This window comes from Flavobacterium sp., assembly GCF_031537875.1.
Taxonomy (GTDB): Bacteria; Bacteroidota; Bacteroidia; order Flavobacteriales; family Flavobacteriaceae; genus Flavobacterium.
The window spans coordinates 74,409-96,228 of record NZ_JAVKNB010000005.1 but is presented as its reverse complement, the minus strand read 5'-3'; the positions used below and the strand labels follow the sequence as shown (position 1 = coordinate 96,228).

The window sequence follows — 21,820 nt, the reverse complement described above, 5'->3', positions numbered from 1 at the left end:
ATCCATTTTAAAAAAATTTATACTAACTATTAACACGCTATAATAACCATTAAAAAATTAATTTAAATTTTCTTTTCTTTTTGTTGTTTTAAATAGATGTTGACAACTTTGAAGATTTTAAAAAAACATTTTTTTAGAAAAAATGAAGTTGTAGTAAAAGTTATATTTTTAATAAATCTGAGTCTTTAAAAGAATATTCTGATTTCTTATTTGTAATTTTAGACTTTTAAGAAAAGAAATATGGGAAAGCGTTTAAGAAAACCGCTCAAAAAAGAGAAGACATACTCTGAAAAAATTGTAAAAATACTATCTCAAAGTGCTAATAAAGTATTTAATTACAAACAAATAGCTGCTAAATTAGATTTAGACGATACTCAAAGTAGAAATCAAATTATAAAAGATTTAAAAATACTAGCGGCTCAAAAAACAATTATCGAATCAGAACCTGGAAAATATTTAATTAAAGCGGTTAGTCAAGATTATTACGAAGGTAAAATTGATATGACAGGTCGGAAAACAGCTTATTTTGTTTGTCCAGATTTAGAAGAAGATGTTTTTATTCCAACCAATAATTTGAATCGAGCTTTAGATAAAGATACAGTAAAAGTGTATGTGTACAACCGTAGAAAAGGTCGTCGTCCAGAAGGCGAAGTGATTGAAGTAATCGAACGAAATAAAACAGATTTTGTGGGTGTTATTGATATTCAAAAGAATTTTTCTTTTGTTTCAACAGCCAACCCTAAAATGTACACCGATATTTTTATTCCAAAAGATAAAATAGGAGAGGCAGAGCAAGGAGATGTGGTATTAGTTCATATTGAAGATTGGCCTAAAAGAGCGGATAGTCCTTTTGGAAAAGTGATTAAAGTATTAGGAAAACCAGGAGAACATGATACTGAAATTCATGCTATTTTAGCTGAATATGGTTTACCTTCTGAATTTCCTATTGAAGTAGAAACCTATGCACAAAAAATTGATACTACTATTCACGAAAGTGAAATAGCCAAGCGTCGTGATATGCGCGATACGTTGACTTTTACTATTGATCCAAAAGATGCGAAAGATTTTGATGATGCCTTGTCTTTCAAAAAGTTAGCCAATGGAAATTATGAAATTGGAATCCATATTGCTGATGTTTCTTTTTATTTAGAAGAAGGAACTATTTTAGATGATGAAGCCTATCAAAGAGCCACTTCTGTGTATTTAGTAGATAGAGTAGTACCTATGTTACCTGAAGTGTTGTCTAATTACGCTTGTTCTTTACGACCTCATGAAGAAAAATATACTTTCTCTGCTGTATTTGAAATTAATGAAAAAGCACAAGTTGTTAATCAATGGTTTGGAAGAACAGTAATTTTCTCTGACCAACGTTTTGCTTATGAAGAAGCGCAATATATTATAGAAACTAAGGATGATACCATTCCGAAAGAAGTTTCTATTACAGGTGCTCCGTATCAAGTTTCACCAGAGATTGTTAATGCTACTTTAAAATTAGATGAATTAGCAAAGATTTTACGTAGAAACCGAATGAATGAAGGTGCTATTTCATTTGATAAAGTAGAAGTAAAATTCAATTTAGATCAAGAAGGAGAACCTGCCGGAGTGTACTTTAAAATATCGAAAGATGCGAATCATTTGATTGAAGAATTCATGCTTTTAGCGAATAGAAAAGTAGCTGAATTTATTGGTAAACAAAAGAAAACATTTATCTATCGTATTCACGATGAGCCTAATGAAGATAAATTAATTGCGATGCAAACGGTTATTGCTAAGTTTGGTTATAAAATCGACTTTAGAAACAAAGGAGATATATCAAAATCGTTGAATAATTTACTAAGCGAAGTTGTTGGTACTAAAGAGCAAAATCTAATTGATACGCTAACTATTCGAAGTATGAGTAAAGCTAAATATTCTACGGATAATATTGGTCATTACGGATTAGCTTTTGATTATTATTCACATTTTACTTCACCTATTCGTCGTTATCCTGATGTGATGGTGCATCGTTTATTACAGTATTATTTAGACGGTGGAAAATCAGTAGATGAAGAAACCTATGAAACTAAATGTTTACATTCGTCCACTATGGAAGGTTTAGCCACGAATGCAGAACGGGATTCTATCAAATACATGCAGGTAAAATACATGCAAAATCACCAAGATCAGGAGTTTTTAGGAGTGATTTCTGGAGTAACAGAATGGGGTATTTATGTAGAAATTATCGAAAATAAATGCGAAGGAATGGTCCGAATTAGAGATATTAAAGAGGATTATTATACTTTTGACGAAAAACAATATGCTTTAGTTGGCGCTACTTCGCACGGTTTATTACAACTAGGTGATGAAATTTTTGTAAAAGTAAAAAACGCTGATTTAGTTAAAAAACAATTGGATTTTCACTTTATTAGAAGAAACGAATAAGTATATTTAAATTTTAAAATAATGAAAAAAATAGTATTTAGTTTATTATTAATCAGTTCATTAACCTATTCTCAAACCGAGAAAAAAGTAGGTGATTTTCATAAAGTAACTGCTTTTGATCAAATCGAAGTACAATTAATTCCTTCTGAAGAAAACAAGGTAATTCTTTCTGGAACTAATGCTGATCAAGCTGAAGTTGTAAATAGAAATGGAGAATTAAAATTACGAATGCCATTAACAAAATTATTAAAAGGCAATACTATTCACGCCAAAGTATATTACATAGATTTAGATGCTGTGGAAGCTAATGAAGGATCTCAAATTTCAAGTGAAGCTGTTTTTAAAGGAACGGATTTTAATATTATTGCAAAAGAAGGAGCTAAAATTGATATTCATTTAGAAGTATCAAAATTAAATACAAAAATTCTAAGTGGAGGTATTGTTGCTGTTGAAGGAACTGCTAAAAATCAAGAGATTGTTATTTCTACAGGTGGAATGTATGAAGGAAAAGAATTAACCACTGAACAAACTGTAATTAGTATCAATGCAGGTGGCGAAGCTACTGTTTTTACTACTGAATTAGTAGATGCTAAAGTTAGAGTAGGTGGAGATATTTCGATTTATGGTAAACCAAAACAAGTCAACCAAAAAACAGTTGCCGGAGGGCATATAGAAATAGTAAAGTAATTAGTTTAAAAACCCAAATCTTACACTAATGATAAACGATATTTTAACTGGATTACCTTGGGGAATTTTCCTCAGTTTTATGATAGGTCCTGTATTTTTTATTTTAATAGAAACCAGTATAACCAAAGGATTTAGAGCGGCTTTAGCTTTTGATTTAGGGGTTGTTTTAGGTGATATTTTCTTTATTGGAGTAGCTTATTTAGGAAGTTATCGTTTGATTGCAAGTTTAAAAGACAAACCAGCTTTATTTATTTTTGGTGGTATTGTAATGGTGGCTTATGGTATAATTTCATTTGTTAAATTAAAAAAACAAGCTAAAATTCAGTACGAAGCTATTGATGATGAAATCATTAAAAAAAATTACGGAAGTCTTCTAGCAAAAGGGTTTTTCTTAAACGTAATTAATATTGGAGTATTAGGATTTTGGTTGGCTATTATCATTTCAGTAGGACCAAAATTAGACATGCAAACCCCTAGAATGTTGACTTTTTTTACCTCAGTAATTGTATCGTATTTGTTAGTAGACTGTTTAAAAATCGTCTTAGCGAAACAATTAAAATCAAAATTAACACCCACTAATATTCTAAAAATTAAAAAAGGAATTAGCATTGTTTTAATCGTATTTGGAGTCGCTTTAATGGCTCAAGGTTGGTTTCCAAAAGAGAAAGAAATGGTTAAAAATGCTTTGGAGAAGATTGAAAAGTAGGTTGAAAATTAAATCTTCTTCTTTTACTTAAATTTTTTTTACCCAGTACTATTACACAAAACCTCCAATTTTTATAAGTATATACTTGTATTTTAGTGCGTTCCGACGTTTAGGGAGAACCGGAGTAGGAGCGTTGAATTTATTTAATTTTCAGATTGCTTCGTACCTCGCAATAAACATAAAAAAAACCTCCAAGTTTCCTTGAAGGTTTTTGAGGCATCGTCCGGATTCGAACCGGAGTAGGAGCTTTTGCAGAGCCCAGCCTAGCCGCTCGGCCACGACGCCAATTGTTTATTGGGTGGCAAAGATAACAAAAAGTTTATACTTTACAACAGTCCCTTTTACAAATTAAGTTCTGTACTCTTCCATTTCAATGGTAACTGCTTCAACGTCACCACCAATAGGAGGATTTAATTTTGAAACTCCAATTTTAATTCTAGAAACAGAAGGTGCTTCAGCAAAAATGCGAACAATGATTCGACGGGCTACATGTTCTAATAAATCAGATCGAATCGCCATTTCTTCTACCACAATTTGATTTAATAGCACATAATCTACCGTGTCAGCTAAATCATCCGAAATACTAGATTTACGTAAATCTGTTTTTATTTCTAAATCCACACTGTAATCCGACCCTATTTTTCCTTCTTCAACTAAACAACCGTGGTAGGAGAAAGTGCGAATATTTTTTAGCTTAATGGTTCCCATTTTTATGATTTTAGAGATAAATTTTAATCGGTATGCCGGGATAAAAGTACAAAATCTTTTGTTTTTTTAGATTCAAACCCGAATAAACCACTTGATAAATCGACGAATCACCAACAAATTTGATAACTTTGCTTTTCAAAATTTTTAAAATGGCATCAGAAGAAAAATCATTGCATTTCATTGAACAAATTATAGAAGATAGTGTAGCGTCGGGTTTTCCTCAAGAAAAACTACGTTTTCGTTTTCCGCCAGAGCCTAATGGGTATTTACACATTGGTCATGCTAAATCGATTTGTTTGAATTTTGGTTTAGGATTAAAGTACAATGCGCCTGTAAATTTGCGTTTTGACGACACTAATCCAGCCAAAGAGGAGCAAGAATATGTGGATGCTATTAAAGAAGATTTGAAATGGTTGGGATTTAATTGGACCGAAGAATTGTATTCGTCTGATTATTTCCAACAGCTATACGACTGGGCAGTTCAAATGATTAAAAACGGAAAAGCCTATGTAGATAGCCAAACTTCAGAAGAAATGGCGGCTCAAAAAGGAACACCAACTCAACCTGGAGTTGATGGACCATACAGAAATCGTTCTATAGAAGAAAATTTAGCTCTGTTTGAAGCGATGAAAAATGGTGATTTTCCAGAAGGAACTCACGTTTTACGTGCTAAAATTGATATGGCTTCGACCAATATGTTGATGCGTGATCCTTTGATGTATCGTATTTTACATCGTCATCATCACAGAACCGCTAACGAATGGAAAATTTATCCGATGTACGATTATGCACACGGAGAAAGTGATTATATCGAACAAATTTCACATTCTATTTGTACCTTAGAATTTGTGATGCACCGTGAATTATATAATTGGTTTTTAGACCAAATTTATGATACAAACAAGGTAAGACCTAACCAATACGAATTTGCTCGTTTGAACTTGAATTACACTGTGATGAGTAAGAGAAAACTCTTGCAATTGGTTCAAGAAAATTTTGTAGATGGTTGGGACGACCCAAGAATGCCAACGATTTCTGGTTTACGAAGAAGAGGGTATACCCCAAATTCTATTCGTAAGTTTTGCGATATTATTGGCGTTGCCAAAAGAGAAAATGTAATTGATTATTCACTTTTAGAGTTTTGCTTGCGCGAAGATTTGAATAAAACGGCCCCTCGTGTTATGGCGGTTTTAGACCCTGTAAAAGTGGTAATTACGAATTATCCTGAAGGAAAAGAGGAGTGGTTGGACGCCGAAAATAACCAAGAAGATGAAAGTGCTGGTTATAGAAAAGTGCCTTTTTCAAGAGAATTGTATATCGAAAGAGAAGACTTTTTAGAAGAAGCGCCAGCCAAATTTTTCCGTTTGAGTTTAGGAAAAGAAGTGCGTCTAAAAAATGCCTACATCATTAAAGGCGAATCCGTTGTAAAAGACGCTAATGGAAACATTACCGAAATCCATGTTTCTTATGATCAAGATAGCCGAAGCGGAAGTGGAAGCGAAGCCAGTCAAAGAAAAGTGTCAGGAACCTTACATTGGGTATCTATTACACACGCCATTGAGGCCGAAGTTCGTTTGTACGATCGTTTGTTTATTGATGAAGCACCAGATAGTCATAAAGAGAAGAATTTCTTGGATTTTATGAATCCCAATTCGTTGCAAATTAGCACTGGATTTGTAGAACCAAGTTTACAAACTGTTCAAGCCGGAGATAAATTTCAGTTCCAACGTTTGGGTTATTTCAATGTGGATAAAGATTCAACCGCTGAAAAGTTGGTTTTCAATAAAACCGTAGGTTTAAAAGACGCTTGGGAAGAAAAAGGAAAGAAAGAAGAAAATTTATTGATGAATACTCAAAAAGAAATCAATAAATACGTTAAAGAAAAAGATCCTTCAGCAGCGGAATTGGTATTAAAAACGATTATTGAAAACATCAAAAATATTGACAACTACAGTTTGGTCAACCAAACGATTGTAAAAAACATCAAGAACGACAACAATTCATTGTTGTTTGCTAATTTGATTTTAGAACATTCGGATAAAGTAAACCCATCTGATATCGAATCCGAAGCATTATCAAAATTATACACCATGTCTTTAAAAAGTCAATTGGCTTTAGTTCGAATTTCGGTTTTACAAAATTTAATTCACGACACGGTTAATTTAGAAAATTTTAAACCAGCGTTATTGGAATTAAAAGCAACTGAAAAAAATGAAACCGTTTTGTCTCTTTTAAACCAAATTTAAAAAAACTCTATTCATAGATTTTACAAATTAAAAACCCACTCTAAAGTGGGTTTTTGTTATTATAATTATTTCTTATTGTTTTGTATTTTACTATTGATTTACATAATTAAAAATAGCTTTAATAAATCAATTTTAAAGCGTTTTTTTCTTTTTTACAACCCAACACATCATTTTTTAAAACAAAGCTTATTCACGGTCTTTAAAAGCGTTTTATCTTATAAAAAAGCACTTTAACGAGTTCTTAACTCACAAAAGAATAAATTTGTTGTATCTTTAATGGTGTAATCCTTAAATAATGGAAATTATGTCAAATACTTCAGGAAATTCTTTTTTGGCACTTTTAACAGGTGCATTGGTTGGAGTCGGAATTGGAATTTTGTATGCACCAGATAAAGGAACAAAAACTAGAGAAAAAATTAAAGATGGTTTTAAAGATGCAAAAGATGATTTGAAACAAAAATTAGATGAAGTTTCAGAACAATTAAAAAGTAAGCTGACTCATTCAAAAGATAATTTAGAAGATTCGTTTGAGGATATGGTTTCTAATGCAAGTCATAAAACCGAAGACCTTATTTCATTTTTAGAACAAAAGTTAGCGGAGCTAAAAGAGCAAAACGCCAAGCTTCAAAAATAAGTTTCACCACAAACACTAAATTATGGCTTTTGAAGATATAAAAAACCAAACCGAACAAATTCAAGAACACGCAAAAGGCTATCTTGAAACTAATATGGAGTATTACAAACTCCGTGGTTTTAAAGTATTGATGCAATCCACTACAATGATTGTTAAATTCCTTTTAATTGCGATTTGCTTGAGTATGGTAATTTTGTTTGGTTCTATTGCTGCGGCATTTGCAATTGGTGCCTATTTAGACAATATTGTTATGGGATTTTTGTCCGTTGGAGGGTTTTATTTAATCCTATCGTTATTGTTGTTTTTGGTAAAAGACAAAATTGTTGAAGGTCCAATTTTAGAGAAATTTTCTACCATCTTTTTTAACGATTAATTATGGCTAAAAAATATTCATCTTACGACCAAATCAATTCCGACTTAGAAATGCTAAAGTTGGAAAAAGAAATCCATGTCCAACACATTTTGTTGAACATAGATAAAACTAAAGAATCGCTTCAGCCTGAAAATTTGTTTCAGGAAGCGCTAGCATCTTTACAATTAAAGCTATCTAATTCTTACGGAATGATTTTACAAATCGCCATTCCGTATCTTATCAATTGGCTTATCAATAAAAAAAGAGGCGATTAAGCCTCTTTTCTTTTTATATCAAATCTAAAATTATAAACTAGTTATTGCTTTTTGAATTCGTTGAATTGTTTCTTGTTTGCCAATTAATTCAGCAATATCAAACAGGTGAGGACCTTTTAACGCACCTACTAGACTCAAACGGAACGGCTGCATTACTTTCCCCATTCCAATTTCGTTTGCAGTCATCCATTCCTTTACAATACTTTCAATATTTGCAGCAGTATAGTCTTGAATTCCTTCTAAAACCTTAATTAAATTTTCCATTAATCCAGGGGTTTCTTCTTTCCAGTTTTTGGTTGCCTTTTCGTCATAAGTAGTCGGTGATTCAAAAAAGTAATCGCTCAATTCCCAAAATTCAGACACAAAATGTGCACGTTCTTTTATTAAAGAAACAATGGAAATCAATTTGTTTTCTTCAACAGTAATTCCTTTTTCATTCAAAATAGGAGAGAAGGTTTTCGCCAAATCACCGTCTGATTGTTGCATCAAATACTGGTGATTGAACCATTTGTTTTTTTCAGGATCAAATTTAGCACCCGCTTTATGTACTCTGTTTAAATCGAAATTTTTAACTAATTCTTCTAAAGAAAACAATTCTTTTTCAGTTCCGTCGTTCCATCCCAATAGCGCTAAAAAGTTAACTACAGCCTCTGGAAAAAATCCTTTTTCTCTGTAACCAGACGAAACCCCTTCTTCGGTTTTCCATTCTAATGGAAACACCGGAAATCCCATTTTGTCGCCATCTCTTTTGGATAATTTTCCGTTTCCAATTGGTTTTAGAATCAAAGGTAAATGCGCAAATTCTGGTGCATCCCAACCAAAGGCGCGGTACAACAAAACGTGTAACGGCATAGATGGCAACCATTCTTCGCCACGAATTACGTGTGAGGTTTCCATTAAATGATCGTCTACAATATTTGCTAAGTGATAGGTGGGCATTCCGTCACTTTTAAACAACACTTTATCGTCTAATAAATTCGTTTCAAATTTTACGTCGCCACGAATGATATCATTAAGATGCAAAGTTTCATTTACCGGAGTTTTAAAACGGATTACATAATCTTCTCCCGCAGCAATTCTTTGTTCAGTTGCTTCTTTGGAAAGAACTAACGAAGTATCTAGTTTTTCTCTGTTGTGGTGGTTATAAATGAATGTTTTACCTTGTTCTTCGTGTTGTTTTCTATGCGCGTCTAACGCTTCGGCTGTATCAAAAGCATAATACGCATTTCCGGAATGGATCAATTGATCAGCATAGTTTTGGTACAAATGCTTTCTTTCGCTTTGACGATAGGGACCAAATTTTTCATTTTTTCCTACTGTTTCATCAGGAGCAATTCCTAGCCATTCTAAGGCTTCCATAATATAGGCTTCGGCACCAGGAACAAAACGATTTTGGTCGGTATCTTCGATTCGTAAAAAGAAAGTTCCGTTATTTTTCTTGGCAAACAAATAATTAAATAAGGCGGTACGAACCCCACCGATATGTAAAGGTCCTGTTGGACTGGGTGCAAAACGCACACGAATTGGCTTTGACATGATAGCTGTTTTATCTTTTTTATTCTGTTGCAAATATAGCTTCAAAAATCGTGATATTTTGATTGATTTTTTAACAGTGGTGTATTCTTATAAATTGTTACTTTTATTGGTTAAAAATAAAGCAGACCCATTTGTCAACAGAAGGAGTAATATATCAAAAATTAGAAGCTTTCATTCGGAAGTTTTATACCAATGAACTGATTAAGGGAATCATCTTCTTTTTCGGTTTGGGATTGTTGTATTTTCTATTCACTTTGTCTGTTGAGTTTTTTCTTTGGCTACAGCCAATAGGACGAACATTTTTGTTTTGGTTGTTTATTTTAGTCGAGTTGTTTTTATTAGTCCGACTGATTTTATTCCCGATTTTTAAGTTGGTCAAATTGCAAAAAGGAATTGATTATACTCAAGCCGCATCGATAATTGGAAATCATTTCAATGAAGTAGAGGACAGGCTAACCAACTTTCTTCAGCTGACACAAAACAAAGCGCAATCGGAATTATTGTTGGCTTCAATTGAACAAAAATCAATAGAATTGCAACCCATTCCATTTAGTAATGCGGTTAATTTTAAGGCGAATAAAAAGTATTTGCCTTGGGCTGTACTTCCAATATTTTTGATCTTGATTTTTTACATTACAGGAAACGGCTCAGTTATTTTTCAAAGTTTTAATCGCGTAGTACATTTTAATACGGCATTTGCTCCACCGGCACCGTTCGAATTTAAAATTTTGAATTCGTCTTTGGTTACCGAACAAAATAAAGATTTTATTATCAGTGTTCGAACCGAAGGAAAAGTAGTTCCGGAGAAAACCATGATTTTCTTCAATAACGAAAGTTACTATATGGAATCCGTTCGCCCTGGTGAGTTTGAATTTAAAATAGCACATCCTGAACAAAATACTAGATTTCATTTAGAAGCGAATGAACTGAGTTCAAACGAATATGAGTTGCAAGTTGTTGCGGTTCCTTCTATTTCAAATTTCGAGATGCAATTGCGTTTCCCATCGTATTTGAACAAGAAGTCCGAAACGATTCAAGGCACAGGAAACGCCAGTATTCCCGAAGGAACAAAAGTAACTTGGAAAATTACTACACAAGCTACCCAAAATATGAATTGGAAAACTGCTGGAAATTCACTTTTGTTTGCCAAGAAAGAGAATCGATTTATTTTATCAAAAAACATCTTTCAAAACACAGATTATCAAATCAGTAGCTCTAATTCGAATTCAAAACAGCATGAACAATTGAATTATCAGCTCGCAGTAGTTAAAGATCAGTTTCCTACTATACAAGTGAGAACTGCACCGGATAGTTTAAAGTTGGGTAACAGTTATATTTTAGGTCAAATAGCAGACGATTATGGATTGTCTCAATTGCAAGTAGTCTATTATCCTAAAGACAAACCCGCCGCCGCTAAACGTGGAACAATTGCCATTAAGAAGGCAGCTTTTGATCAGTTTGTTTTTTCGTTTCCAAGTAATCTACCTGTGCAGCAAGGTGTTTCTTATGAGTATTACTTTGAGGTTCTTGACAACGATGCCATTCATCATTTTAAGCGAACTAAATCTGCAGTTTTTTCTTCTCGTTTGGCAACTGCTGAAGAAAAGGAAGCACAATCCTTACAACAGCAAAATGAAAACAGCACTGGATTAGAAAAGTCTTTAAAGGCTCAAGATATGCAAATGTCTGCACTTGATCAATTGAAAAAACTAGGCAAGGAGAAAAACGAGTTTGAATTCAAAGATCAGCAAAAGGTATCTGATTTTTTAAAGCGTCAAAAAACGCAGGAACAAATGATGCAGGAATTTGCCGAGAAGATGAAAGCCAATTTAGAGAACTTTAAATCAGAACAAAAAGACGAGTTAAAAGACAACTTAGTCAAGCGTCTTGAAAAAGCCACTCAAGAATCGGATAAAAACAAAAAATTGTTGGACGAACTTCAAAAGCTAAACGATAAAATAGGAGCGGAGGAGTTGCTTCAAAAATTAGACAATTACAAACAGCAAAGTAAAAATCAAACTAAGAATTTGGCTCAATTAGTTGAATTAACGAAGAAGTTTTATGTAGAGAAAAAAGCCCAACAATTAGCTAATAAATTAGACCAACTTTCAGACCAACAAGAGCAATTAGCCAATAAAGGAAAAGAGAACAATTCCCAAAAACAAGCAGATGTGAATGCGGCTTTTGATAAGATTCAGAAAGAGTTGAAGGAACTACAAAAAGACAATAAGGAATTAAAGTCACCTTTGGATTTGCCAAATGAAGAGGCAAAAGAAAAAAGCATTGACGATGATTTGAAAAAAGCGCTAGATGAATTAGAGAAAAATAACTCTCAAAAAGCACAACCCAAGCAAAAATCTGCCGCTAAGAAAATGAAGGAATTATCTCAAAAAATGCAAGAAAGCATGGAGTCTTCGGAAATGGAACAATTGAATGAAGATGTTAAAACTTTGCGTCAAATTACCGATAATCTTTTAGCCTTTTCTAATGGACAAGAGGACGTGATGAAGCAATTTAAATCGACTAGATCTGCTTCGCCTTCGTTTAACAAAAACATTAAAATCCAACAGAATTTGAAACAGCAATTCAAACATGTTGATGACAGTTTGTTTGCGATGTCTTTGCGCAATCCTCAGATTACAGAAGAGTTTACCAAACAAGTAGGTAATGTAGAATACAGTATAAATAGTGCTATTGAAACCTTAACCAATTCACAATTTGCAAAAGGAGTTTCGCACCAGCAATATGCCGTTTCTGAAGCCAACAAACTAGCTGACCGATTGAGCGATATGTTGTTTAATATGCAAATGTCTTTGTCTGGAATGAGTAGCGGAAAACCCAAACCAGGGCAAGGCCAAGGTCAAGGAATGCAATTGCCAGACATCATCAAAAAGCAACAAGGTTTAGGCGAACAAATGAAGCAAGGATTGAAAGACAATGGCCAAGATGGCAAATCGGGTAACCCACAGAAGAAGGGTCAAAGTGGCGAAGAAGGCGAAGGCGATGCTGAAGCTATTATGCAAATTTATAAAGAGCAACGCAAGCTGAGAGAAGCTTTAGAGAACGAATTAGAAAAGCAAGGTTTGGGTTCTAAGGGACAAGCCGCATTAGACCAAATGAAACAGCTAGAAAAACAATTGCTGAATAAAGGATTTAAAAATGAAACGATTCAAAAAGCATCTAACATCCAACAAGAATTATTGAAATTAAAGACCGCTTTGCAGCAACAAGGGGAAGAAAATAAACGCGAATCGCAAACCAACAAAAAACAATTTTCTAATCAAGCAAATGCGTTACCTAAGCCCTTGTTAGAATATTTAAACAGCATAGAGATATTAAATAGACAATCCTTACCTTTGCGCTCGAATTTTAACGAAAAGGTTCAAAATTATTTCAATAAAAAATGATCGATTTTAACTACGAAACTAACTTTGCTCTAGATAATGAAGAAGCTATTTCTTCTTGGTTATCTAAGGTAATTGTTTCTGAAGACAAGAAGGAAGGTGAGATTAATTATATCTTTTGTGATGACGAATATCTTTTAAAAATCAATTTAGAATATTTAAATCACGACACATTGACCGACATCATTAGCTTTGATTATTCTATGGGTAACGAACTTAATGGAGATATTTTTGTGTCTGTTGAAAGAGTTCAAGATAACGCAAATGATTTCAACGTTTCGTTTGAAGAAGAGTTAAAAAGAGTGTTGGTTCATGGTGTTTTGCATTACTGCGGATATAAGGACAAAACAGAAGCCGATGAGCAATTAATGCGCTCTAAAGAGGATGAAAAACTAGCTATGTTTCACGTGGAACAATAGTTGTTTATTTTACATTTGAAATTATGATGTTCCACGTGGAACATTAAACAGTAAAAACAGAATTCAATTCACAAATCCAATTTAAAAAGGATTAAACAATAAGAAAATGTTTCTAAACGAGTATGATGTAATTGTTGTAGGTGCGGGTCACGCTGGTTGTGAAGCCGCTGCCGCTGCTGCTAATTTAGGCTCAACAACACTGTTGGTAACGATGAGCTTGCAAAACATTGCGCAAATGTCTTGTAATCCTGCTATGGGCGGAATTGCAAAAGGGCAGATTGTACGTGAGATTGATGCGCTTGGAGGGTATTCCGGAATTGTTTCAGATAGAACCGCCATTCAGTTTAAAATGTTGAACAAATCCAAAGGTCCGGCCATGTGGTCACCTCGTGTTCAAAGTGATAGAATGCGTTTTTCGGAAGAATGGAGAATGATGTTAGAAGCAACTCCAAATCTTGATTTTTATCAAGAAATGGTTAGTGGTTTGATTATTGAAAACGGAAAAATTCAAGGGATTCGAACAGCTCTTGGAATAGAAATTAAATCCAAATCAGTAGTCTTAACCAACGGTACTTTTTTAAATGGATTGATTCATATTGGAGAAAAACAATTTGGAGGAGGTAGAGCAGGAGAAAGTGCTTCTTACGGCATTACGGAGGACTTAGTAAAGGCAGGTTTTCAAGCTGGAAGAATGAAAACAGGTACGCCTCCACGTGTGGACGGACGCTCATTGGATTATTCTAAAATGAACGAAGAAAAAGGAGATGCTAAACCGGATAAATTTTCATACTCTGATGTAACAGCTCCGTTGATTCACCAAAGATCGTGTCACATGACCTATACTTCTTTAGACGTTCATGATATCTTAAGAGAAGGATTTGATCGTTCGCCGATGTTTAATGGTCGAATTAAAAGTTTAGGACCTAGATATTGTCCTTCTATCGAAGATAAAATCAATCGTTTTGCTGATAAAGAAAGACACCAATTGTTTGTTGAACCTGAAGGGTGGAAAACCTGCGAAGTATACGTAAATGGTTTCTCTACTTCTTTGCCAGAAGATATACAATTTAAAGCATTAAGTTCGGTGGTGGGATTTGAAAAAGTGAAATTTTTACGTCCTGGTTACGCTATTGAATACGATTATTTTCCTCCAACGCAGTTGAGACATACTTTGGAAACCAAGTTGGTTGAGGGCTTGTATTTTGCTGGACAAATTAACGGAACGACAGGATATGAAGAAGCTGCTTCTCAAGGGTTGATGGCGGGTATCAATGCACATTTAAAAGTCCATGAAAAAGCACCGTTGATTTTAAAAAGAGATGAAGCTTATATTGGAGTTTTGATTGACGATTTAATCACAAAAGGAACAGAAGAACCTTATAGAATGTTTACTTCTCGTGCCGAATACAGAACCTTATTGCGCCAAGATAATGCCGATTTTAGATTGACGCCAATGTCGTACGAAATTGGTTTGGCTTCTGAGTCACGTTTGCGTCGTATGGAATTTAAGCTAAAAGAATCGGAAAAGATGGTCAATTTCTTTAAAGAAACAAGTGTTTCTGTTGCCGAAACCAACCCTATTTTAGAAGCGAAAGCTACAGCGCCGATTACACAAGGCGATAAGATGTTTAAGATATTTTCTCGACCTCAAATCGACTTAGAGGATATGTTGCAGTTTGAAAAAGTAACGACTTACATAGAAGAAAACAACTTAGATCAAGAAATTATTGAGCAAGCCGAAATCCAAGTGAAGTATTCGGGCTATATTGAAAAAGAAAGAAACAACGCAGATAAACTAACTCGTTTAGAAGAAGTAAAAATCCCAGAAGATTTTGATTATAACAAAATCAAATCGATGTCGATTGAAGCGAAACAAAAGCTTAGTAAGATTAAACCAGCCACGATTGCGCAGGCGTCAAGAATTAGCGGTGTGTCGCCAAGCGATGTTTCGGTCTTGTTGATTTATATGGGAAGATAGATTGTTCCACGTGAAACTACTTTGCGAGGCCTTTGTTTTAAAAGGATGTAAACTAAAAGAATAAAATTTAAAATGGATATTTCAAACAAAAAGCATTTTCTTACCGTTACCGATTATTCTGTTTCTAAAGAAGTTTTCGATTTGTATCATGACGAAGAATTGGACATGTTGATTACGCATCCGCAACCGAGTTTGGATGTGTTGGGAAAGTATTACGAAAGCGCTGATTATATTTCGCATACCGACAGCAAACGATCTTTGTTTGAAAAAGCCTATCACTTTGTAAAAGGCATTGCTTTAAAAAACAAACTAAATTTAATTAATTCATTACAACCAAACAAAGGAAAAATTTTAGACATTGGAGCGGGAACAGGTGAATTTCTTTCGGTGGCTCAACAAGATGGTTGGCAAACAACAGGAGTAGAACCAAGCGATAAAGCAAAACAAATTGCCATTAACAAAGGCGTTTCTTTTGTAGAAGCCATTGCCCAATTAGAAGACCGTTCTTTTGATGTGATTACAATGTGGCATGTTTTAGAACACGTTCCGGATTTGGATCACCAAATAAAAGAATTGAAACGTTTATTGAAACCAACAGGTTCTTTAATTATTGCGGTCCCAAATTTCAAATCTTTCGACGCTCAGCATTACGGAAAATTTTGGGCAGCTTATGATGTGCCGATTCACTTTTGGCATTTTTCGAAAACAGCTATTCAAAAATTATTTCAAAAAGAACAAATGGAATTAGTCAAAATACTACCCATGAAATTTGATTCGTTTTATGTGAGTTTGCTTTCTGAAAAATACAAAACAGGTAGAATGAATTTTGTAAAGGCATTTTTCATTGGATTATGGTCAAATATCAAAGGCAAGTCCGATTTAGAGTATTCTTCTCATATTTACATCTTAAAAAACTGGTAAAAATCAATTTAAGCGCATTTAAGGCGTTTTTTTGATTTAAAACAAGGCTTTTGTTGTCTTTTTTAAGAATGCGCCTTACGGCGTTTAATATAAAGCCGGTTTTAATAGCTTTGACTTATAACTATTATAACGTTTATAATAAAAATTGATATAACAAATAGTATAGCATTTTTCGAAGTTTTTGTTGAGGCTATCTATTTTTTTATATTTTTGTCTCATACACTTAAAATTTACAAATTCACAAAATGAAAAAAGTATTAGTAATTATTGCACTTTCAATTTCAGTTATTGCTTGTGACAAAAAAGCAGAGGTTAAAGAAGTTAAAACAGCTTATGTAGACACTTCAGAATTAATGAAAGAATATACAGAGGCAAAAGACCTTGAAGCCAAATACAAAGCACAAGCAGACGAAAAAGGAAGACAATTAGAAGCTGAAATTAATCGTTTCAAACAAGAGGCTGCTAATTTTCAATCGCAAGCACAGGCTAACGGACAAGCTTGGGCGCAACAAAAAGGTGCTGAATTACAAAAAAGAGAACAACAATTGGGTTATGCTCAACAACAATTGTCTCAACAATTGCAACAAGAAAGCGGAAAAGAAATGGATTCTTTGGTTTCGGGTGTGAAAAAATTCATCAAAGCTTACGGAAAAGAAAAAGGATATTCTTATATCTTCGGAACAGGTGATGTAGCCTCTGTTTTATATGCTGAAGAAAAATACGATATCACAAAAGATTTAATCAAAGCATTAAACGAAAAATATAAAGCAGGTGGAGCTAAAGAAGAAAAAGCACCAGCAAAAAAATAATTGAAGTTAACATCTTTAAAATGCCTTCGTCTAGAACTAGACCGAAGGCATTTTTTTTACATCTAATTCACTAAGGAATCTTTATTTTCAATATTTTAGCATTCTCAAATCTATCCGCCTGATGCAAACTATTTCTGAAGCCGCCACCTATACTTTACGATTCATCAACCAGACGCAACGTTCCGTTTTTCTTACTGGAAAAGCCGGAACGGGAAAAACCACTTTGCTTCGCGAAATCATTGAAACTACCCACAAAAACACGGTTGTAGTTGCGCCCACAGGAATCGCTGCCTTAAACGCGGGTGGGGTAACCATTCACTCCATGTTTCAATTGCCTTTTGGCGGATTTATTCCAGATAATTCAGCTCCCGATTTTTCTGAAAGCACCAAGTTTGAAACCAAAGCTACGCTGCGTCGCCATTTTAAAATGAGTGGCTTGAAGCAATCGGTAATTCGAAATATGGAACTGCTGATTATTGACGAAGTGAGTATGCTCCGTGCCGATTTACTGGATGCCATGGATTTTATGATGCAAACAGTCCGCAAAAAAAATAGTCCGTTTGGTGGAGTTCAGGTTTTATTTATTGGCGATTTATTGCAATTACCTCCTGTAATTCGAGATGATGAATGGCGTACTTTGAAGAATCATTACAAAGGAAAATTCTTTTTCCATTCGCATGTGGTCCAACAAAATCCACCTCTGTATATTGAGTTGGATAAAATCTTCCGTCAGACTGACGATGCGTTTATTTCGGTCTTGAATAACTTGCGCAATAATCAAATTTCGAAAGAAGACATTGTCGCTCTAAATCAATATGTCCAACCTAATTTCGATTTGAAAGCTAATAAGGGTTATATTACTTTAACGACCCATAATGCCAAAGCAGACGCCATGAATACCGATGCTTTGGAAGCTTTAGAGGGAAAAGAATGGTCGTATTTACCTGAAATAACAGGCGATTTTCCTGATAAAATTTACCCAGTTGATGAAGTTTTGCGCTTGAAAGAAGGCGCGCAAATTATGTTCGTTAAAAATGATTTGTCTTTTGACAAAAAATACTTCAACGGAAAAATGGGTGTGGTTAAATCGCTTTCGGCTAAAGAAATTTTAGTGCATTTTCCTGAAGAAAATAAAACCATAGAGGTTGAAAAATACGAATGGCAAAACATTCGCTACAAAGTAAACGGCACAACCAAAGAAATCGAAGAAGAAACTTTAGGCACTTTTGTGCATTATCCGATAAAGTTGGCTTGGGCTATTACGGTTCATAAAAGTCAAGGATTGACTTTTGACAAAGCAGCGCTTGATGTATCGCAGGTTTTTCTTCCCGGACAAGCATACGTAGCATTATCGCGCTTACGTTCGTTAAAAGGGCTTATTTTGCTTTCTCCGCTGCAAATGAATGGTATTTCAAACGATCAGGACGTCATGGATTATTCGTTAAATAAAGCATCTGAAACGCATTTGGAAAATGCTTTGCATTTTGAAACTAAAAATTTCATTCATCAGTATTTAGTTCAAACCTTCGAATGGGCCGAATTAGTTCAAGAATGGCGCAACCATGAGTATAGTTATAATGATAAATCAGAAATATCCTCCAAAGCCAAATATTCGTTTTGGGCCAAAGAACAAACCGAACGAATTGAAAAAGTGGTCGAACCTGCTAAAAAATTCATTCAGCAATTGAATGTGCTTTTTAGTCAGGAGACGGTCGATTTGAACCATATTTCAGAGCGAATGCAAGCAGCATTTACCTATTTTATGGTTCCAATGGACGAGTTGGTTTTTGAAATTTTATGGAAATTAGAAGAAGTGAAGCGACTTAAAAAAGCTAAGGCGTATTTTGACGAATTAGTGCTTTTAGAAGAGCTTCAAACCAAAGCGGTTATCCGTTTAATGAAGGCCAAACTACTGATAGAAACGGTTGTGGCAGGAGAAACCATTTCGAAAGAAAAGCTAACTTCACCTGAAATAAAAATGTATGTCAGTAGAAAAGTTGCTGCGATTCAGGCGACATTTAAAAAAGTAAATGCCAATTTAATTGACGACGATTTAGACGAAGAGCGCTATCTTCCTAAAAAGAAAACCAAATCATCTACTAAGAAAACTACGGTGGAAGAAACCTACGATTTGTGGAAACAAAACAATTCGATAGCCGAAATAGCAGCTATTAGATTGTTGACTAAACAAACGATTTATAGTCATTTCGTTCGTTTGATTCAAACCGAAGTGGTGGCTATCGAAGATATTATTCCGGCGGATAAATTAGACGAACTTGCAACAGCGTTTAAAGGCTATAAGGAAGAGTCGCTAAATGCTTTAATGGAGAAACATGGCGATAAATTCAGTTGGGAAGAAGCGCGAATGTTTAAAGCAAGTTTAAACATATAGTAAATAAAAAACCGCCCTGAAAGGCGGTTTTTTATTTATAATGATTCAATTAAAATCCAAGCTTCAGGATTTTCTTTGGCTCTGATTTCGTTTTTTAATTTTTCAGCCTCAGCATAGGTAGAAAAACTTCCATAAAGTACTGGATATAAACCGTGTTTGTTTCGTTCAATGCGTTTGGCTTTGTACCCTTTTCTACTTAAATCTTCAAAAATACGTTGTGCATTGTCTTCGTCTCTAAACGCTCCTGCCATAATGTGATAAGGTAATTTCCCCTCTTTAACAGTAAGCGTAACAGCAGGAATTGGACTTTCAATAAAGAAAGTAGCTTCTTGTATTTTGTTTTGAACCTGTCTTTGAACTGCGGTTTCAACAATTATTTTTTGAGTTTCTATCTCATTTTGATAAATAGGATAGCCTACTGTAGCGGTTAATCCTAATCCTAAAACAAAAATAGCAGCATATTTTAAAACCGTATATTTATTTCTTGTTTCAGGAACCAATTGAATTGTATCGTTTTCTTCTATTGCTTCCAATTGTTGTTCAAAAATTGCTCTTTTAACCAAAGGAGAAACAAATGGACTTAAACCAAAAGAACTACTTAAGTAATTGGTTTGATCGTAAGGTGTAAAAATTAAATTTCTATCTGCATTCAAACAAAAATCACCTACATTTTTAATAGAGAAAACGCCTGTTTCTTGCAAGGTTTTTTTCCAATTGAACACTTCGTATTGAATAGCGCTTACCGCATATTCGTAAGAAGTTTTCTCAGTCTGTGCAATATGATTAGCCAACAGCCCATCATTATTTTTTAAATAAGCATTGAAAGAAATTAGTTTTTTTGGAGGAAAAAACGAGTTGGAACTTTCCACTAATTGAGCGGATTGGATTTCAGTTAAAAATGCACCAAAACCAGGTACTGTTACACATTGGTAACGGTACAAAAGTTGCGCGATATAAGTTTCGATTTTCATAGTAACAAAGTTATACAACGAAAATAGTTATCAAAATTTTATTCACAATTTTTATTAACAATCGACAAATTTTTTATAGCGGTTTCTATTTCAGTGAGTTAATAATTTTGCCTTGTTTCAAAAATAAGAATAAAAAAGAGTTAGCCACTATTTTTTATTTCAAAATCGCAGACAAATCGCCATTTTTAATTACATTTAGATTCCAAATTTGCCCCCAAATGAATGACCAAGAATTATTTTACTTGCTAGCCTTACAACGCGTCGAGGGCGTTGGCGATATTATAGCCAAAAAATTACTAACCCATTTTGGCCATGCCGAAGCTGTTTTTAAAGCGAAATCATCGCAATTAGCTGCCATTGACGGAATAGGTAATGTGTTGTTGCAAAACTTCAAAGATCAATCGGTTTTTGCGAAAGCAGAAAGCGAATTGGAATTTATTGCTTCCCATCAAATTACTGCAACCTCTTTTCAAGACGGCGATTATCCAGAGCGTCTGAAACATTGTTTAGATAGTCCGTTAGTGTTATTTAGTTCAGGCACCATTGATTTGAGAAATAGAAAAACGATAAGTATTGTAGGGACACGTCAAATCACCTCCTACGGCATCGAATTCTGTAAAAAACTCATCGAAGACTTGGCGCCTTTAAACCCGGTTATTGTAAGCGGTTTTGCTTATGGCGTTGACATTGTAGCACATCAATTGGCTATGGAAAACAATCTCCAAACTATTGGAGTTGTGGCGCATGGATTGAATCAAATTTACCCCAAAGTTCATAAAAAATATGTCGCTAAAATGGAAGAAAATGGCGGATTTATGACTGAGTTTTGGAGTTCTTCGAATCCGGATAAAGAGAATTTTGTCCGACGAAATCGGATTGTGGCGGGCATGACCGAGGCGACAATTGTAATCGAATCGGCAGAGCGCGGAGGTAGTTTAATCACGGCTAATATAGCGAATGATTACAATCGGGATGTGTTTGCGGTTCCAGGACGCGTGACAGATAAATACAGTCAAGGCTGTAATACATTGATTAAAACCCAAAAAGCACATGTGCTGACTAGTGCTGCTGATTTGATTTATATGCTGAATTGGGATTTGGAAAAAGCGGTGAAACCGGTGCAAAAGCAATTGTTTGTTGCTTTGGATGAAGACGAACAAAAAATCTATGATTACCTGCTACAATCAGGGAAAGAACTATTGGATATCATAGCTCTAGAATGTGATTTTCCAATTTTTAAAATTTCAGGCATCTTGTTGAATATGGAGCTGAAAGGCGTGATTAGACCTTTGCCGGGAAAGTTGTTTGAAGCGATTTAATATACGATATTGCGATATTGGATTTACGATATTGCAACACAG

General features: G+C 34.3%; 17 protein-coding genes and 1 tRNA gene. 14 read left to right on the top strand and 4 right to left on the bottom strand.

Annotated elements, in window-relative coordinates; translation table 11 throughout:
• Positions 1-240 precede the first annotated feature (240 nt).
• Genes rnr through RMR09_RS01915 form a run of 3 tightly spaced genes read left to right on the top strand, consistent with a single transcriptional unit; the run spans position 241 to position 3,814 of the window.
• Entirely contained in the window at positions 241-2,421 is a 2,181-nt protein-coding gene (gene rnr / locus RMR09_RS01925; RefSeq protein ID WP_310594152.1) for a ribonuclease R, read from the top strand.
• 21 nt (positions 2,422-2,442) lie between these two features.
• Complete coding sequence (locus RMR09_RS01920; protein ID WP_310594151.1) at positions 2,443-3,108, top strand: head GIN domain-containing protein; 666 nt, start codon at positions 2,443-2,445, stop codon at positions 3,106-3,108.
• 28 nt (positions 3,109-3,136) lie between these two features.
• A complete protein-coding gene (locus tag RMR09_RS01915) occupies positions 3,137-3,814 on the top strand; it encodes a LysE family transporter (protein ID WP_310594150.1) in 678 nt (225 codons plus the stop codon).
• Positions 3,815-4,028: 214 nt separating this feature from the next.
• Here RMR09_RS01915 and RMR09_RS01910 read toward each other — a convergent pair.
• Positions 4,029-4,099, bottom strand: a tRNA-Cys gene (locus tag RMR09_RS01910).
• 63 nt (positions 4,100-4,162) lie between these two features.
• Positions 4,163-4,522 carry a dihydroneopterin aldolase gene (gene folB / locus RMR09_RS01905; RefSeq protein ID WP_310594149.1) on the bottom strand — a complete coding sequence of 120 codons (360 nt, stop codon included), beginning with the start codon at positions 4,520-4,522 and terminating at the stop codon, positions 4,163-4,165.
• Between the two features lie 149 nt (positions 4,523-4,671).
• On the opposite strand from folB, the gene RMR09_RS01900 reads away from it, so the two are divergent.
• The 4 genes from RMR09_RS01900 (at position 4,672) to RMR09_RS01885 (ending at position 8,029) form a co-directional block, all read left to right on the top strand.
• The gene (locus RMR09_RS01900; RefSeq protein ID WP_310594148.1) at positions 4,672-6,768 is read left to right on the top strand and encodes a glutamine--tRNA ligase/YqeY domain fusion protein; all 2,097 of its coding nucleotides are present in this window, start codon (positions 4,672-4,674) and stop codon (positions 6,766-6,768) included.
• 304 nt (positions 6,769-7,072) lie between these two features.
• The gene (locus tag RMR09_RS01895) at positions 7,073-7,402 is read left to right on the top strand and encodes a YtxH domain-containing protein (protein ID WP_310594147.1); all 330 of its coding nucleotides are present in this window, start codon (positions 7,073-7,075) and stop codon (positions 7,400-7,402) included.
• Positions 7,403-7,424: 22 nt separating this feature from the next.
• The gene (locus tag RMR09_RS01890) at positions 7,425-7,775 is read left to right on the top strand and encodes a competence protein (RefSeq protein WP_310594146.1); all 351 of its coding nucleotides are present in this window, start codon (positions 7,425-7,427) and stop codon (positions 7,773-7,775) included.
• 2 nt (positions 7,776-7,777) lie between these two features.
• On the top strand, positions 7,778-8,029 hold the full coding sequence (locus RMR09_RS01885; protein ID WP_310594145.1) for a DUF6327 family protein: 252 nt from the start codon (positions 7,778-7,780) through the stop codon (positions 8,027-8,029).
• A gap of 30 nt (positions 8,030-8,059) precedes the next feature.
• Here the strand turns inward: RMR09_RS01885 and gltX are convergent, their stop codons facing one another.
• Complete coding sequence (gltX, locus tag RMR09_RS01880; RefSeq protein WP_310594144.1) at positions 8,060-9,565, bottom strand: glutamate--tRNA ligase; 1,506 nt, start codon at positions 9,563-9,565, stop codon at positions 8,060-8,062.
• Between the two features lie 131 nt (positions 9,566-9,696).
• Here gltX and RMR09_RS01875 point away from each other — a divergent pair, with 131 nt between their 5' ends.
• The 6 genes from RMR09_RS01875 (at position 9,697) to RMR09_RS01850 (ending at position 19,488) form a co-directional block, all read left to right on the top strand.
• Complete coding sequence (locus tag RMR09_RS01875) at positions 9,697-12,972, top strand: DUF4175 family protein (protein WP_310594143.1); 3,276 nt, start codon at positions 9,697-9,699, stop codon at positions 12,970-12,972.
• Positions 12,969-13,388, top strand: a complete 420-nt coding sequence (ybeY, locus tag RMR09_RS01870; protein ID WP_310594142.1) for an rRNA maturation RNase YbeY — start codon at positions 12,969-12,971, stop codon at positions 13,386-13,388. The genes RMR09_RS01875 and ybeY overlap by 4 nt, the downstream gene beginning before the upstream one ends.
• Before the next feature lie 106 nt (positions 13,389-13,494).
• Complete coding sequence (mnmG, locus tag RMR09_RS01865) at positions 13,495-15,366, top strand: tRNA uridine-5-carboxymethylaminomethyl(34) synthesis enzyme MnmG (RefSeq protein WP_310594141.1); 1,872 nt, start codon at positions 13,495-13,497, stop codon at positions 15,364-15,366.
• A 72-nt stretch (positions 15,367-15,438) separates the two neighbouring features.
• Positions 15,439-16,287, top strand: coding sequence for a class I SAM-dependent methyltransferase (locus RMR09_RS01860; RefSeq protein ID WP_310594140.1), 849 nt, complete (start codon positions 15,439-15,441; stop codon positions 16,285-16,287).
• Positions 16,288-16,532: 245 nt separating this feature from the next.
• A complete protein-coding gene (locus RMR09_RS01855; protein WP_310594139.1) occupies positions 16,533-17,096 on the top strand; it encodes an OmpH family outer membrane protein in 564 nt (187 codons plus the stop codon).
• Positions 17,097-17,217: 121 nt separating this feature from the next.
• Positions 17,218-19,488 carry a helix-turn-helix domain-containing protein gene (locus RMR09_RS01850; protein ID WP_310594138.1) on the top strand — a complete coding sequence of 757 codons (2,271 nt, stop codon included), beginning with the start codon at positions 17,218-17,220 and terminating at the stop codon, positions 19,486-19,488.
• Between the two features lie 35 nt (positions 19,489-19,523).
• Here RMR09_RS01850 and RMR09_RS01845 read toward each other — a convergent pair whose 3' ends face one another.
• Positions 19,524-20,459, bottom strand: coding sequence for an SPOR domain-containing protein (locus RMR09_RS01845; RefSeq protein ID WP_310594137.1), 936 nt, complete (start codon positions 20,457-20,459; stop codon positions 19,524-19,526).
• A 218-nt stretch (positions 20,460-20,677) separates the two neighbouring features.
• Here RMR09_RS01845 and dprA point away from each other — a divergent pair, with 218 nt between their 5' ends.
• The gene (gene dprA, locus RMR09_RS01840) at positions 20,678-21,778 is read left to right on the top strand and encodes a DNA-processing protein DprA (protein WP_310594136.1); all 1,101 of its coding nucleotides are present in this window, start codon (positions 20,678-20,680) and stop codon (positions 21,776-21,778) included.
• The last annotated feature ends 42 nt before the right edge of the window (positions 21,779-21,820 follow it).